This window comes from Maricaulis sp. (assembly GCF_048268525.1).
GTDB lineage: Bacteria > Pseudomonadota > Alphaproteobacteria > Caulobacterales > Maricaulaceae > Maricaulis.
Genome location: NZ_JBLWVH010000013.1, coordinates 1 through 16,688, shown reverse-complemented (window position 1 = coordinate 16,688; position 16,688 = coordinate 1). Strand labels below are relative to the sequence as shown.

Here is a 16,688-nt window from a genome sequence, read left to right as displayed (position 1 = left end):
AGCGGGCACATGTCGGTGAGGCGACCATCGTTGGTAGTCCCGTTGATGGTCGCCTCGCCGGTTTATTGCTGGAGGCTCAGGGGAAGCCTTACGCGGATCATGGCGCTGTTGGCTTCAAATTGCCCTTCACCCAGTCCCAGTACCGAGATTTCGCCAGCCAATCGGCCTCCATTGGAGAATTCGGCGGCGATGCCCAATCGAGCATCGGCGCGGAAGTGACCGAGGGTCTGAAGTTGTCCCGCTGCATTGAATACGTCTGCGTCATCATAATCGTAGAGCGCGTTCAGTTGCAGATACGGTTCAACGAAACCGCCGTTCTCGCTTGCAAACCGGTAAGCGACTTCCGGCCCTGCTGTCAGGCGGCCAATGGTGATGGTCTGTCCTGGAATGACGATGCCCAGAGAGTCCGTGTAGGCGTTTTGGGTTTCATTGAAATAGGCGAGCCCAATGCCAGGCGATACGCGCCAGTTTCCGTGAAGGATATCGCCTGTCAGATTGGCTTCCAGCAACCACCTGTCCGTCTCGAAGCTGTCCGTATAGGTGCCGATCGGGTTGACCGTGTTGTCCGACTTGCCCCAGGCCGCCCGGACATCAAGATAGGTCGCCTCGGCCAGGCGCGTGACCATGTACGGGCCAACCATCCAGCCATTGCCTTCGACAGAGCTGTTCCAGGCTCCGGTCGTCATGTCGGCCTGGTCGTACTGCAGCATCACGCCGGCGAGCAGCGAGTCCGAGACCATCATATCGGTACCGATATGGACGATCGAGAAATCGGCTTCGGAGTTCAATCCGGCGCGATTGTCGGACACATTTGACATGCTTGCCTGCATCCAGACGTCGAGGCTGGCTGCCCCGGTCCGGCCCGCCAATGAGAATTGCTCGGAACCCGGAACCTGCGGTGCGTCGTTCTCAGCGGCTTTGCGCAAGGCGCTGAGGCTGGTCGACATTTGAGCCTGCAGCCGTCCGTCCTGGAAATCTGCGGCGAACCGGTTTGGCGTGCCAGACGTCCGATCTCCACGCATCCGGCCTGTGAGGCGGGGGCTGTTGGTGAGGATAAGGTCGGCGCGCGTTGCCATGAAATTACGGATCGCCGAGAGGGTGATGCCGCGGATGTAGTCCTCGTTTCGACGGTTGGTAAACGTGCAGACCATCGATTCCTCTGCATCGAGGTCAATCTGGACTTCGCCGTTGACCAGGTCGTAGACGTTGCCGCCGTCGAGATCGCCGGTGCAGGAGAGCGAGGCCAGGTCCCACCCTTCGGACACCAGCTGGGTCAGCGCGTAATTTCCTCTCAGGACATCAGTGGCTGAAATGCTTGCTGTGCCTCCGGCAGTGGTGACCGATTGACCGTCAAGCGCGGCGAGCGTTGAAGCGTATGTGAAGCTGCCTTCGCCTTCTTCCTGGGAGGTTGTGTTTGTCACGATGGTCAATTCGCCCAGTCTCGGTTCGAGAGAAACGCTAACTGGGATGTTGATGGTTTCCAGAGAATTGGCTTTGCTTACCGTGCCGCGCTGTCCAGCAGGGCTCACTTCGGAGACCGTAATGACGGCGTTGTAGGTGCCCGGCTCGAGGTCGAGGATTGCGGCTGTGAAGCTGACGGTGAAATCGAGGCTTCCAGTGGCAGGAATGGAGCCCGATGTAGGATCGATAACAAGCCACGGCTGGTCCGTGGACGCCGTGAAGTAGAAGGCCTCGCCTCCGACATTGTTGAGGCTGAACACGCTGGTCGCGGTGGTCGGGTCATCGGTCAGGGTGGGAAGTTCGATGCTGACTTCCGGAATCTGGGTTTCATCGACATCCGGTTCCGCGATTTGTGTGAACTCACACGAAATGGAGCCCGCAGGCTCAAGCGTGATGGTGACCGCTCCGGTGGTGACATCGCTGGAAGCGGTGCCCCCGATGCAAGTGATGCTGTCCAGGTTGAAGCCGTCGGCCGTCGCGCCTGTAAAGCTGTACGAACCTTCCGTCAGGTCGGCAAAACTGGTTGTACCCGTCTGTCCGGTTGTCGTGACGGTGAAGGCGCCGAGGTCGCCATCGAACTCGAACGCACCGTCAACAGCACCCGATACGGCCACTGAGACGGAAAGCGATCCACGACGCATTTCAACGCTGAACAGGTCGGCCACAGTGCTGTCGGCCATGGCATTGCCCGCGGCGTCTGTTGCTGTGCCAACACTGACATCGACATCCGGTGCGACCTGATTGCCGTCCAGAACCGTGTAAGTGGCAGTGTAGACCGTATCGCCTCCCGAATATGCGCCGCTCTGGAATGCGAGCGTCGTCGACATGTCCGAACTGAAAGCAAATGTTGGAGCGGTTGCCGGATCCATCGCTTCACTGAATGTCGCCGTGAGTGTCATTGTAGTCCCGACATCTTCGAGGCGAAGGTCAGCATCCGAAACAATCAAGCTGTCGAGAGTCGGCAAATTCAGGTCGGCATCGACTGTGAACACGACTGCGGCTGTATTCCCGTTTCCGGCAGCGTCCTGGGCAACATTACCCGGGAGGTTGACGGTCACGGTGCCTGTCGCGGTGGGTGTCATGTCGACAGTGTAGTTGGTGCCCGAGCCTGTGAGGTTGGACGCTGTGGCATTGGTGGCTGAAAAATCAGCCAGACCAAGTCCTGTCACGCTCTCCGAGAACACCGCGGTGACCGTGAAGGTTCCCGTTTGATCATCCGTGGGACCACTGAGCGCGACGCTCGGCGCTGTCTCGTCATTGGTGATGGAGAACTGGGTTGCGGCAGTGTTGTCATTGCCGGCCCCGTCCTGGGCGACGCCTGCTGCGACGTCGACGGTGACGGGCCCGTCACCTGCCGGGGTGATGGTGGCGGGGTAGAGACCGGCGCCAGCGTCGGTGAACGCGGATGCCGCGCCGTTGGCAACGTCGATGTCGCCCAGCGCAAAACCGGTGACCGCTTCCCCGAAATCAATGGACGCGCTGAACGCTCCGGAGACCGGATCGGCGGCCCCCGTGGTGATGGCAGGGGTAGGGCCGGTCAGGTCGAGATCAGCCGTATCGGTAACGGCTGCTGCCGCATTGCCAGATGGGTCAGTCAGGGTGACGCTGACTGTCAGCGTGCCGTCAGAGAGAGACGACACGTCAATACCTGTCACCTGGTACTCGGAGGGGCTTCCCGGTGCTGGAGTCGGAATCGTTCCATTGCCCGTAACCGGGTCCCCGCCGCCTGAGGTGCTGATCGAATAGGCGAATGTTGCCAGAACTTCCGGATCATCAATCGTGAAAGAGGCCGCGGTGAATGTGGTAGGGCCATAGGTGCTCGCATCGAATGCCACCGAATGCCCGGTCGGGGCCGCGTTGTCGGTTCCGATTCCGGTCAGAGCGAACAAAAATGGCGCTTCGTCGGAGTCATTATTGGCAATGGAAACTGTGCCGCTTCCGGAGCCGACGGCAGACGGGTCAAACTGAATCGTGAAATTCGAGGACGAGCCCGATGTGATCGTGCTGGCCGGTTGCGCGGTCACGGTGAAGTCCGTGGAGTCGGAAATGCTGACGGCATCGGCGCCCAGTACCAGGTCGGCGGTTCCGATATTGTCGATGCGGAACGTCGCAGAAACTGTTCCGCCGTCCACGGCGGTGGACCCGAAATCGTTGCCTTTGGCCACACTGGGTGTGGTGTCATTGTAGGGAATATCAACAGCACCCGACGCGTCGGATACGGTGATTTCTGGAGCCGATGAACCCGTTCCCTCGATCGCGAAATCGTAGCTGGCTTCGTCGGCATCATCATTGGTCACTGTGACGGTCGCCTGCCGCAATCCAGTCGCACTCGGGTCGAACTGGATCTGGAATGTTGTGTTCGCACCAGCAGCGACACTGGCAGCCGGTGAAGCCGACACGGTAAAGTCTGCAGAGTGGGTCCCGCTGATGGCCACATTGGTGACGCTCAAGGGCCCTGTCCCAAGGTTTTCGATTGTGAACGTGCGAGACGTCAGACCGGCCGCGACGTCAACCGACGCAAAGATGGTGTGGTCGCCCGCGATGGGCAGTGTGTCACCGTCCGGAATCGAGACGGAGTTGCCCGTGACATTGATCTCCGGCGTTGGGGTTACGCCCGTAAAGCTGAACGGGTTGGATATCTGGTTGAAATCACCTTCGGCGTCCTGGGCGATGTTGGCGAGGACCTGAATTGTGACAGCTCCCGTTGCGATTGGTGAGACGGTGACCTGCCAGTCGGTGCCGGATCCAGTGAGGGCGCTGGCGGTGGCGTTCGTCAGGTCAAAATCCGCGAGTTCGAGACTGTCGATCGCCTCGCTGAAACGAATGTCGAGATCTCTGTCCAACCCAACACCCAGGTCATCTGTGCTGCCTGAAATGGTTGTTGTTGGAAGAGTGGCAGCGGGGCTCACCACATCGAATGAGTCACTGGCTGCCGCAATGGTTTCGGCGCCGGTGTCGGAACGGGTAGCGGACAGCGTGCCGGTTGTATTGGTGTAGGTGCCGTCGGTCGCGCCTCCGGGAACTGAAACAGTGACTGTGAAACGGCACAACTCGCCGGCACCAATACTGCCGCTCGTCAGGGTCAGGGTGCTCGTCCCGCTCAAGGTCGAGCCGGAACCGCATGCGTCTGCGATTGGTGTGTTGGTCGCAATTGCGCCAGAAAGCATTGCGTCGAGGTCGTCTGTGAAGCTGAGACCGGTAGCCGAGAAGTCGGCTGTTGCGCCAATGTAGAATTCAAGATCGATCGAGTCACCGGGCGCAGCGCTGGCTGCGTCGAATGTCTTGGTGAATTCAATCTCGCCCGCGCCACCTTCGGCACCGCCGATGACCAGGCTGGCAGCCGCGTTAGTGTCGGTGACGGCGTCGCCATCGAGCAGATATGACAGGGTACCCGTCACGAATCCGTAGCTTGTATTCGCGAGGCCCGCATCGGTTGTCACGCTCAGATCGAACGTGCAGGAACCACCCGCTATCAGCTCTAGCCCGCTAAACTGGGCGAATGTATCGGAGTTAAAAAAGGACGTTGAGGATCCCGCTCCGCATGGCGTGGCGAGCGGCGGAACGCCGACGAAGTTTGACGTCGACGGATTGTCGATGTCGAATGAGAATGCTCCTGCGGTCAGGGCGAGTGCGGAGTTGTTGGTAATGGTGAAGCGGGCTGTGGCCGTGTCGCCGGCATCAACGCTGTTCGGCAACCACTGCATCGAAAAGTCGACATCATCGGCCGGGTCGCCGGCCGCGCTGTAGACGACGCTGTAGGTATTCGATGCCAGGTTGTCATTGCCAGACTGGTCCTGAACCGTCGCGGCAGGAAGCAGGACGGTGATGGGTGTGCCGCCGGTTGGCGTGACTTCGATGGTTACGCCCTCCGTGTCGTCGCCAGATTGCGCGCCATCGCCGCCCAGGTCGGCGAACGCCACGGTTGCATTGGTCACCGTCAGGTCCGACGGGGAAAATCCGTCAATTGCCTCTGGAGGCGTGCCGCTAATGTTCTCGAACCAGGACACAGAAACGTTGAACGCCGCGCTTACCGGACCGGCCGGGCCGGTGATCGTTGATGACGGGGCAACAGTGTCGTTGTCGACCGGGACGGTGAAGTCGCCAAGGTCGGACACAAATGCGCCGTCGGGCGTGGCCGTGCCGGTGAGAGGCTCAGTCGAAAAAACATAATCGCCGCTGGCCGTGCCTGCGGGGACGCTGACGTCGAAAGTAATCCGGCAAAGCGTGAAAGTGGTTGCAATGTCTATGTCTTCAAATGTCAGGGTCCCAGAGCCGCCAAATTTGGCATTGTCGCCGCAACCGAAAAACGCGAGAGACCCCGGGGTCAGGGCCGCGCCCGGAATGACGCCATCGAGGTCAAGTCCGGTGGATACATCCGCGAGTGTGTTGGCAAAATCGCTGTAGAAGGAGAGCGTGACGCCGAAGGTTTCCCCTGGGTCCACGTGAGAGCCGTCATTCGCTTCGAAAAGGGCACTTTCACCAAAGGTTTGGGCTTCGGCTGGTGCTGCAAGCATCGGAATGGCAAGCGCAACGGCCGCCAGTCCGGACAATTGACTGGCACGTGGCGGCGTCATTGTCCGAACGGCTGACGTCTGGACGGAACCTTGTTTGGAAAAACCCAACATCGCCGTCGCGATTGCGGACAGAAAATTGCTCATACATTCCCCCATCGAGCCCGGACCCCCAAGCTACGAAAAATTGCTCCGCCACGTAGTTGCCCTGTAGGCACCCGACCACGCTGGAACGAATGCCGTCGAAGCTACAACCAATGCCTGAATTAAAAAAGCCACTCCGACCCGCAAAGTGATGATGTCCTACAATTTATCGGGCACGGCCCACCGGATGAGGGTCTGTAGGAGTCAAGCCGCGCCCAAATGTCCTTCGGCGACATCTTCGCATGGCGGCGTGCCGGAAATGACAAATCGTCAGAACGGCACGCAGAAATCGTGTGAGCCCGACCGGACCAGGCGTTCGTCTTTGCCGGAAAAGAGCTGCCACGGGCGAGTTGGGTCAGCGCCGGACTTGATTGTGGGCCGGTGTGTCAGCGCATCTTACCTCCCGTCGTGGCGCCAATATGGGCCTCGACCTTCCCGGTTAGCGTGTTAAGCTTCAGCCTTCCGTGTTCCGCGTTTTCTGACCAATTGCAGGGCTCCCTTGGGCCGTGTCAGCGAGGCTGTATGAGCGAAGACCGAACACCAGACCCAGACCGGATGGACGAACAGGCCGCTCCAGGCGCTGCTGGTGCACGGCGCCCGATGCCTGTAGCCCTGCTGCTGTCGGCAGCACTGTTCATGCTGGCTGCGATTGTCGTGTGGTGGTTCATGAGTTCGCGCGATGCCCCCCCGGCCGATTTGTGGGCCGACGGCAACTATGTGGCTGATCCCGATTGTGTCGCAGGGACTGCAGAATGCCCGGTTTTCATGGAGGCACGACCGGTTGGACATGGCAGTCCGACTGACGGCGACCTGGTCCTGACCGCAGTCCACTATCCGGGTCTGGATGATCCAATCGCCCAATGGGGCCAGTGCATGGACAGCGTGCTGACCTGTCTCGCCCCCGCTTCGGAAGCGACGCCCGAGGAGAAGGCCGGCAGGTTGAGGGCTTGCGTTGCCCAGGCGGAATGCCCGCAAGCTTGCCGCGACCGCTTTGCGGACCGGGCCGGAACCGCGCTCGAAAGCGCGATGGCCGAGTTTGATGCGATTTTTGTCGCGGAGGAGGCCTGGTGCGCACCCGTCCAATGATCCTGCCACCGAGACAGACCGGATGGCGCCGCGTCGCCCATGTCGCGCGATTGGGGCTTGTGGTGGCTTTGCTGGGTCTGACCACCGCGTACGACACCAAGGAGTCGGCCCGCGCCGGAGCGTACAGCGGGCATGTGACAGATGCCGACAAGTGGCATGGCATCTATTATTGCCATCAAAGTGCGCGCGACAGCTGTCATGAAAACGAACACGCCTGGCTGGCCCAGGTCGCGCTCGACAGGGCTGCGCCGGGCTCTCCATGGGGGTTCTCGCCGGACAATCGCCTGGTGGTCCGTGATCTGGCCACCGGGTATTTCCGTCCGGAAATCGGCCGTGAACGCGAGGGATCGACTTGGGATCCTGACGATATCATGGGGTTGCCGCAACGTACGGTTCCCGGTGCGGCAAACTTCGCCGGTATCCCTGATTTCAGCTATTCCCTCTATGACTGGATCAACCGGAACGAACTCTGCCCACCGTTGCCCAGTGGTGAAATGCCGGCAGGAACGCCGGCCAATTGCCACAATTATTCCTATTGGCAGGGCGGCGGTTTCAATGCCTCGCACTTCGGCTCGCAAGCGACCCGCTCCTACCAGCGGCTTCACGCGACAGCGTTGGGGCTCGCTGCGCGGGCCCGCCGTTTGCGTGAACGAATCGAAGCCGATCCGGCCAACATGGAAGCCTACCGTGATGTGGTCCGGGAAGCCGAGATGGAGGCTTTGGCCTTTGAGGGCTACGCCCAGCACTTCCTGCAGGATCGCTGGGCCATGGGCCACATGTTCGAGCGTTGGGGTTCACCGGAATACAATGCCAATGGCATTGCCCTGGACCCGACGCGAGCCCTCATGGCAGGCGCCTTCACCGGGATCATTCACGGGTACCAGTCGGTCGCGCACGTGCCGGATGCCCTGTCCTCGCCGGAGGTCGGTGTCGTCAATACCGTGGTCAATCTGGCGGAGCGTAGCCTCAACTGGATCGGGCAAGGCCTCGGGTTGACCGAGCCGGGCGATCCGCCGGCCGCCAGGCTCGAGATCGCTCACTGGCGCCGCGCTGGAGATGAGGAAGAGCATCCTGGTGTGGGGGATTATCGAGCGTGGGACATGCATCGGGGGCGCTATGCGGCCCGCGTCAGCCTGCCCGGCTATATCGTCGAATACAATTCCGAAACGGCCCTTCCTGTACAGCGTCAGTATAATGAGTTGATGGCCTGTTCGAGTGCTGGCTTTCGGGACGTGATCCGGGCCTTTGGCCGCAATGGCAGCGGTTTTGGTGTTGATGGCGCGACGGTCAGCAATGGCGCCGGAGAGAGCCTTGGGCCACATTGCTACAATGCCTGGGCGACCAATGAGGCCATTGTGTTTGGCATGGGAAGTGAATTCGCCGCCGCGGGCGCGATCTCGACCATGGCCCAGGCCGGTTTCCGCATTGGAAATGTGATCAATGAAGTCACTGGCAATGCCTCGACCTCTGATCTGCCGCCGGAGATCCGGGGCTTCATCTACAGCCGCAATGACACGCTTTCCGTGACCCGCATCTATGTCCGTGCCCAGATGGCGGCCTTCGCCGATCCGTCGGGGTTGAACATGGCGCAGGGCGGGATGGGAACACTGCTGGGTGTGCCGACCGGCGACACTTACCCGGTCGCCAGCTATCTCGAACCGCCGGCGATCACAACCTTGCCTGATCGTGATCCGCGGGGGCGGGACGCACAAACGGTATTCGGCTTTTTCAATCGGTCCCACGCTGATTATTTCTGCCGCCAGTCTGATACGCTATTGCCTGATCTGCGCGGGTCGGCGGAAGAGTCTGAACGGGCCACCTGCCGAATCCTTGCCCAGCGCCTGTATGACGAGACAGACGAAGGCGCCGGCATAACCGAGCACGCCTTCGTCCAGCTCAACGGCACACGCCAGCGAACAGAGCCGTTGTGCCGAGTCGTCAATGATAATTGGTCCGCTCCCGGCTTTGGCGATGATCGGGTCGACACGCTGCATCCCGGCTATGTGAGCTGGGATTTCAGTGCCGATGAGAGCCTTGCCTTCAGTATGGATGATGCTGGGCTGGCCCTGCAGTCAGTTGCCAACTGGTGTGACCGGACGCCGATAGTTGATGTGGTCGACGAGGATGATCTCGCGGCCGACGGCGTTGTCGCGGTCCTGGAAGACACCCGCGACACCATCGAAATTCGGGGTCGGCATTTCGGGGAAAGCGCGGGGGATTTGCGTCTTGGCCTGGGCCCGGACGGTGCCATCCTCGTGACCGATATTGTCGACTGGAGCGACCGCCGTATCCGCTTCCGGATTGATGATATTTTCAGCGATGTCAGCTTCGCCGACCCGGCTGGCGGCCCGGGCAGTGGCGACAGTTACACCTATGTTTTCGTGACCCGGGCAGCCTCTGATGCACAGGACCCGGGCCGCGCCAGCGCAGGTCGCTTTGTGTTGCGTCGGGAGGTGGACATCCCCCGTCTGGTCACGGTCGAGGTCTCCGCCCGAGGCGAGGACCTGCCGGTTTATGCCTACTCCGCGCCGCCCGTTGCCGAGACTGAATTGACCGAGCCGGAGCGGTTGTTTGATACGCCTCCAGAGGAGCCTTCCGATCCGGAAGACAGGGCATTCCGACCTGTCAGTCCGGGCGCAGAGCTGACCGTGGAGCTGCGTTTCGACAGTGAGATTGAGCGCGATGCGGAAGATCAAATCCTGACCTTGGGCGGTGAGCCCCTTGATGGGCGATGGCTGGATGCGCGACGCTGGCGCGGTCGGTACGAAATACCGGAAGATGAGGCCTATGACGCCATGCGCGGACCCCTGCCTTTGCGGGTCAGCGTGCAATCGCGCCGCGGCGCCTGGACCGATGCGGATCGGCAAACCAGCGGTGCCCAGCCGAATGAAGACCATCAATTGCTGGTCGACCGTATTCCCGTTCATCTGACACGTATCGAAGTGCGTGCTGGCGGTCGCACTGCCTACCGCGCTGAGTGGTCCGGCGGCCCGGATTATGACGCGGAGAGGGAGCTGACCACTTTTGCGCTGGGAGCGCCTGTGCGCACACTCGATGTCGATGTGGCGCGCACCGTCAGTGAAAGCGGCGAGGGCCGGATGCGTCTGGAATTTTCCGCGCCACTGGACGACGCCCCGACTGTTACAATCGGTGGCGCGACAGCCGAAGTCAGTGGTGACGAGGATCGCTGGCAGGCGCATTTCGATCTGGAGGAAGCGTCCAGCCTGCGCGACGAGAACGGAGATCTCGCGGTCACCGTCAGCCTCACTGACCAGCCGCTTGATGCTGATCCGGCGACCGCGGTCACGATCAATGATCCTGCACAATGGGGCGCTGGGCTGTACTGGGCCGGACTGGAGGCGCTGCGGGCCGGGGCGACGGCCGCGAGTGGCGGGCCTGACACCTGGCACAGGTTGGGTGAGGGGCCGGCGCTTTCGCTTTTGATCATTCTCGACGGGTCGGGCTCGATGAATGAGGGTGGCCGGCTCGCCAATGCGAGGGCAGGAATCACGCAAACATTTGAAAATCTTCCCGAAGATCAGTTGATCGAATTTGCGGCGGTGGTCTTCAGTGGTTGTGGCGGTTTCACGACCCGGCGTTTCACGCGGGACGCCGAGGGCATTCGTGATTTTCTGGTTTCGGCGTCTGCCGGGGGAGGCACTCCGCTGGCGGCTGCCCATGCCCAGGCGCGCGGGCTGTTCACCAGCTTTGCCGATCCACGGGCGGAGGAGTGGCGCTATGCCAGCTTCACCGATGGCGCCGAGACTTGTGAGGGCAATGTGACCGGGGCGATCCGCGATCTGGAATCAGTCCTGTCCCGGCATCAGGCGCCGGACGCGACGCCGCCGCCTGAGCCGGATCGGGTTGCGGCACCACAGACGCCACTCAACTGTCAGGCTGAGACTTGGTCGGGCTATGCCGTCGAGATCGAGGACGGCGGCCGTCATCTGGACCGTATCACATTGACCGAGCACAACTATATCGAACGTGTCCTGCCGGACGGGCGATGTCTCGCTGTGTATGAGATCAAGGATTACGGCGTGTACTATGGTCGTACCCGACAGTCGGGCCTGCGCTGGGGCATCAATTCCCGGCCAAGCGAGACAATATCCGATGTCGGGCGCAGCTCTCGGGGACAGGCGGATATGGACCGGGTTCGAAACCGTGCCAATCAGGCGCGCCGCGGACTGATGTCCCTGCCACAAGCGCGCCAGCGCGTCGGGGATGCGGTTTCCCGGGCCGAACCGGAGAACGGATGATGCCGGTGATGTCATCCAATCGCTCTCGTCCATCAGACGGTGGCTTTATCGGCATCGTCATTGTGGCGGTGTGCGTGGTCCTGCTTGCCGCTCCCATGTCGCGAGCACAGACCCGCTTGGACCCAAACGAGATTATCACCATCGAATTGGATGGCGACGGCACGGCCGAGATTGCATTGCGACTGGAGCGGGCAGCCGAGGTTCATTTCGATGTGTTTTCGGGTCCCGATTCATTGGCCGAAATCACCATCCACGACGGCACCGACGACCAAGGCGAGGGCAAACAGACCACGAGTGAAGTGTTGGTCCTGGGGCCGGGCCGGCACCGCCTGCAACTTGCTGGATCGGGCCCGAACGGCCCGGCTGGCGGCCTTGTGCAGGGCAGGCTATCCGCTCGACCGCCCAATGACGCTTTCGAGCCCAATGACCGGATCGGCCAGGCGCGCGCGATCGACCTTCCCTTCCACAGCGTCATCAGGATCGCCAACCAGGACTGGGATTGGTTCCGGGTCGATCCGCCTCGCCGCGGCGTGCTTGGTATCCAGCTTCATGCCTGGACCGGAAGCTATGCCGGGCCGGAAATTCGCGTGGCCGATGAGGATGGCGAGCTGTTGTACGTCTCGCCGTCGGAAAATGGCGGTTGGAGCGGTATGCGCTATGTTGAGGTCAGCGGTCGACCGGTGTTTGTCGGTGTGACAGACCCGGGGGCCTGGCAGGACCGGCAGACTGATGGCTACAAGTCCCTCGAAATTGTCATGGTCGAGCCGATTGCCCGGATGCAAGGCCAGTTGATCACGCTGGGAGTCGAGGCGGATGACCCCTCGCTCTACCAACTGGCCCAGATTGGCAATGCGCTCGGCGTCGATCTGCGGGCTGCCAATGAGGCGGAAACGGTTGCCAGCGAGCTCGCGCGTGTGGTCGAAGGCCGGCGACAGGGCGGTATGTCGCTATTCTTCCAGGTGGTGTTGGGCCTGCTGGGCCTGGCCGCCGCAGGCGCTGGTTTCTGGTTCTGGCGGCGCCGGAATAGCCTGTCCACCAATGACGATCCTGCGCCCAAGGGCGATGAAGGCTGAGCTGTTGATTTGGGGCACGGACGGATTTTTAGTGATGGAATGCCCAGCGTTCCGGTCGTTGCCCCCACCCGAAATTTCAGTATTCAGGAGCGGGTGGTCGCTAAAAGGTTAAGCTTGCGTTAAGCTCCCATGGGGGGCGGTACAAATATTGCGTAAACCCCGAGACTAGCGTCAGTTGTGTGTTCCGGGGGGATTGGTTTGTACAAGTTTCTGAAGGCTTCCGACGGGAGCCAGTCGATGCGGTCCCGCCGTGTTTCAAACCTGCTTCTCGGCACCTCCCCTCAAGCATTGAGCCTGGCGCTCGCCAGCGCTGGTGTGGCGGCAATCGCCAGTCCGGCGGCCTGGGCGGTTGATGTCGGCGATACCGTTGTCAATCCGATCACCGGTGTACATGAAACCGTCGAGGCGATTCTCGGCGACAATGTCGTCATGACGGATGTCTTCAATGTGATCATTGTCGGTGCAGCCGTCGGCGACACCATTGTTGACCCCACTGCAACGTCCGATACGGCGGGCGCTGCGACGACCTACACGGTCACCGCGGTGAATGTCGATCCGTTCGCCAATATCGTTTCGTACACGGCAGAAGACGCTGACGGAAACAGCTTCACCTTCTCGTCGGTTACCTCCCGCAGCGGCGACATCACGACGGCCTCGTCCGGGATCACCGGGTCTCCGGGCTCGCCCGCGACCACGGTCAATCCGGCTATACCGGCTGGCAACACGAACATTTTCTCTGACCGCCAGGTCGGATCGCACGGTTCGGACGGCGATAATGCCTGGGGCGCCCGTATCTGCATCATCAAATGCTTCACGATCGGTGAGAATGGTGATCCGGGTGAGGACGGTGGGGTCGGGCCGGACGTCATCCATACCCTGACCTCATCCGGCCATGGCGATATTGACGCCATATCGGACAACCTGCCTGGCATCAGTGCGGTTTCGATCGGCGGCGATGGCGGCGATGGCGGCAATGCGGCCGGATTCGGCTTCGATGGCTATGAAGGTGGGGCCAGCGGCGCCGGCGGAACGGTTTCCTTGACGACCTATGTCAACGTGTCGACATCTGGCGATGAAGGGCATGGCGTGTTCGCCCTCAGCCGCGCCGGATCGGGCGGTGACGGCGGTAGCGGATTTATTTGGTCTGACGGAGGATCTTCCGGACCGGCATCCCAAGGTGGAACGGTTACAGTCGTCAATCATGGCGCCATCAGCACCACCGGCCTCAGTGCCAATGGTATTCTGGCCCAGTCCATGGGCGGCGCAGCGGGCGATGCCGGCTCGAGTTTCGGCATTGTCGGTGACGCCGATTCCGGCAGCACCGGGGGCAATGGCTCGACTGTCACGGTCACCAATCACGGCTCCATCATCACCACCGGGACCTATTCCGACGGGATCGTGGCTCAAAGTATTGGTGGATCTGGCGGCGATGCCGGGGCATCCGGTGGTTTGGTGGCGTTTGGCGGCGGCGGCGGCGGGGCCGGCAATGGCGGTCTGGTTTTTGTCACCAACGCGGCGACAGGTACGATCACCACGCGCGGCGACGATGCTGTCGGCATCACCGCCCAGTCCATCGGCGGCGGTGGCGGCCGCAGCGGTGCCTCTGCCGGAATTGCCGCGCTGGGGGCAGGCTCCGGCTCCGGCGGCGATGCAAGTACGGTAACCGTTTACAATGATGGTGCTATTTCGACAGGCACGACGACCACCGGTGATCGCAGTCACGGTATCATGGCCCAGTCCATCGGCGGCGGTGGCGGCTCCGGGCGAGGCACTGGCGGCCTTGTTGCGCTGGGCGGCACGGGCGGCTCTGGCGGTGCGGCCGGCGAGGTTCATGTCGATAATGACGGGCTGATCACGACTACCGGCGAAGGCGCGCTGGGCATTCTGGTGCAATCGATCGGCGGCGGCGGCGGCAATGGCAGTTCGACCGTGGGTCTGGCAGCCATAGGCGGCGACGGTGATGCGGGCGGAAGCGCCGAGACGGTCACGGTGACGGGGACCGGCACGATTTCGACGACCGGAACCGACGCGCACGGCGTTCTGGCACAGGCCATTGGTGGCGGTGGCGGCAATGGCGGCACCAGCGGCGGCATTGTCGGCATTGGCGGCGACGGCGATGTCGGCGGCGATGGCGGTGTTGTTGACATCACCATGGGCAGCATCCTCACCGAGGGCGACCGGGCATTCGGCATTCTCGCCCAGTCCATCGGTGGCGGTGGCGGCAATGGCGGCGCCGGCGGCGGCATCGGGGCCATCGGCGGTGACGGATCCGGCGGCGGTACCGGCAATACAGTCACCGTTACGACGAGCGGTCTGATCCAGACCCAGGGCAATGGCGCGACCGGGATCGTTGCCCAGTCCATCGGCGGCGGTGGCGGCAATGGCGGCGGCGCCGGCGGCATGGTTTCTGTCGGTGGCCAAGGTGGAACCGGAAATTCGGCGAATACGGTTACGGTCAACGCCAATGGCAATATCCTGACGACCAACGAGAACTCGAACGGCATCATCGCCCAGTCGATCGGCGGTGGCGGCGGCAATGGTGGTAGCGCGGTTTCCGGCGGTCTCTTCGCCAGTGTCGCAGTCGGCGGTGATGGCGCGGTCGGTGGTGAAGGCGGCATTGTGCGGGTCAATAGTGCCGATGGCACATTCATCGAAACCCGCGGCCATGGCTCGACCGGAATTGTCGGGCAATCGGTCGGTGGCGGCGGTGGCAATGGCGGCTATTCGGTTGCCGGCTCCATCGGGGCATTCGGGTCGGTCAGTGTGGCCGTTGGCGGCAACGCAGGAGCCGGCGGCATGGGCGGCGTTGTCGAGATGGATCTCGACGGCTCGGTCCTGACCTTTGGCGACAATGCGCATGCCGTCTTGGCACAGTCGGTCGGCGGCGGTGGCGGTAATGGTGGCCAGAGCTTTGCCGGCGCAGTCAGTGCCGGCGTTGGCGCCTCAGCGTCTGTCTCGGTGGCCGTGGGCGGCGATGGCGGAGCCGGGGGGGACTCGGATTCCGTCACGGTCCGGACCGCAGACACGATCCAGACCAGTGGCAATAACTCCTTCGGCGTGCTGGCCCAGTCGGTCGGCGGCGGTGGCGGCAATGGGGGTTGGACCGGTACCGCCAACCTCGCGGTTTCCAGCGGCGCGGCTGTCAGCCTCGGTGTATCCCTCGGCGGCAGCGGTGGAGCGGGTGGCTTTGGCGGCACCGTGCTGATCGACGCGACCGGCAATGTCATCACTTCGGGTAGCAATGCCCATGGCCTGGTTGCCCAGTCGATCGGTGGCGGCGGCGGCAATGGCGGCTTCTCATTCTCCGGTTCGCTCTCCGGCGGCGGTGTCGCTGGCGTCGGCGTGGATGTCGCGCTCGGCGGCAATGGCGGAGCCGGATCCTATTCAGGCCAGGTAACGCTCAACAGCGATGGCATTATCGCGACTTCCGGCGACAATTCGCACGGTCTCTTCGCGCAATCGGTCGGTGGCGGTGGCGGTAATGGCGGCTGGTCGGCGACAGGAACAATGAGCCTGGGCGCGACGGCTGGAGTTGGTGTCGGTGTCTCGCTCGGCGGTGATGGCGGCAGTGGTGGAATCGTCAATGGCGACGTGGTGGTCACGTCGGACGGGACGGTCTTCACTTTCGGCAATGTTTCCCACGGCATTCTGGCACAATCGATTGGCGGCGGTGGCGGTAATGGCGGCTTTGCCTTCTCGGGATCCCTGGCGGCAGGCGGCACAGCCGGCGGAGCGGTCAATGTCGCGCTTGGTGGTGCGGCTGGTGACGGTGCTCACGCAGATGATGTGAGGGTTGCATCGACCGGCGTGGTCGAGACGACCGGGACCGGTTCCCACGGAATCGCGGCCCAGTCGATCGGCGGCGGTGGCGGTAATGGCGGCTGGTCTGCGACGGGCAATGTCGCCGCCGGCGGCACGGCCGGTGTCGGCGTTGGCGTCTCCATTGGCGGAGGCGGCGGGGCCGGATCCTATGCCCGGACCGTCACGGTCACCCAAACGGACCACATCATCACGCGCGGCGATGAGGCGCATGGCGTGCTGGCCCAGTCGATTGGCGGCGGTGGCGGCAATGGTGGATTCTCGGTTGCCGCGAGCGCAGCCGGCGGGATGAGTGTTGGCGGAGCCGTCAATGTTTCGCTTGGCGGCACCGGCGG

Annotated in this window: 5 protein-coding genes; 4 read left to right on the top strand and 1 reads right to left on the bottom strand. The window is 62.3% G+C overall.

The features are described 5' to 3' along the window. Positions 1-62: 62 nt before the first annotated feature. The gene (locus ACN0X9_RS08225; RefSeq protein ID WP_417487133.1) at positions 63-6,035 is read right to left on the bottom strand and encodes a choice-of-anchor D domain-containing protein; all 5,973 of its coding nucleotides are present in this window, start codon (positions 6,033-6,035) and stop codon (positions 63-65) included. A gap of 681 nt (positions 6,036-6,716) precedes the next feature. Here ACN0X9_RS08225 and ACN0X9_RS08220 point away from each other — a divergent pair. The 4 genes from ACN0X9_RS08220 to ACN0X9_RS08205 form a co-directional block, all read left to right on the top strand. Next, positions 6,717-7,202 carry a hypothetical protein gene (locus tag ACN0X9_RS08220; protein WP_417487132.1) on the top strand — a complete coding sequence of 162 codons (486 nt, stop codon included), beginning with the start codon at positions 6,717-6,719 and terminating at the stop codon, positions 7,200-7,202. After that, entirely contained in the window at positions 7,184-11,461 is a 4,278-nt protein-coding gene (locus tag ACN0X9_RS08215) for a hypothetical protein (RefSeq protein WP_417487131.1), read from the top strand. Before ACN0X9_RS08220 ends, ACN0X9_RS08215 begins: the two co-directional genes overlap by 19 nt. Continuing rightward, positions 11,458-12,534 carry a hypothetical protein gene (locus ACN0X9_RS08210; protein ID WP_417487130.1) on the top strand — a complete coding sequence of 359 codons (1,077 nt, stop codon included), beginning with the start codon at positions 11,458-11,460 and terminating at the stop codon, positions 12,532-12,534. Before ACN0X9_RS08215 ends, ACN0X9_RS08210 begins: the two co-directional genes overlap by 4 nt. Before the next feature lie 237 nt (positions 12,535-12,771). Further along, the coding region (locus tag ACN0X9_RS08205; protein WP_417487129.1) for a beta strand repeat-containing protein at positions 12,772-16,688 on the top strand (3,917 nt) is incomplete at its 3' end.

What these genes read in the sequence shown, in the direction of transcription:
- ACN0X9_RS08225 (WP_417487133.1), bottom strand. Translation starts at nt 6,035, where the DNA reads ATGACGCCGCCACGTGCCAGTCAATTGTCCGGACTGGCGGCCGTTGCG.
- ACN0X9_RS08220 (WP_417487132.1), top strand. Translation starts at nt 6,717, where the DNA reads ATGCCTGTAGCCCTGCTGCTGTCGGCAGCACTGTTCATGCTGGCTGCG.
- ACN0X9_RS08210 (WP_417487130.1), top strand. Translation starts at nt 11,458, where the DNA reads ATGATGCCGGTGATGTCATCCAATCGCTCTCGTCCATCAGACGGTGGC.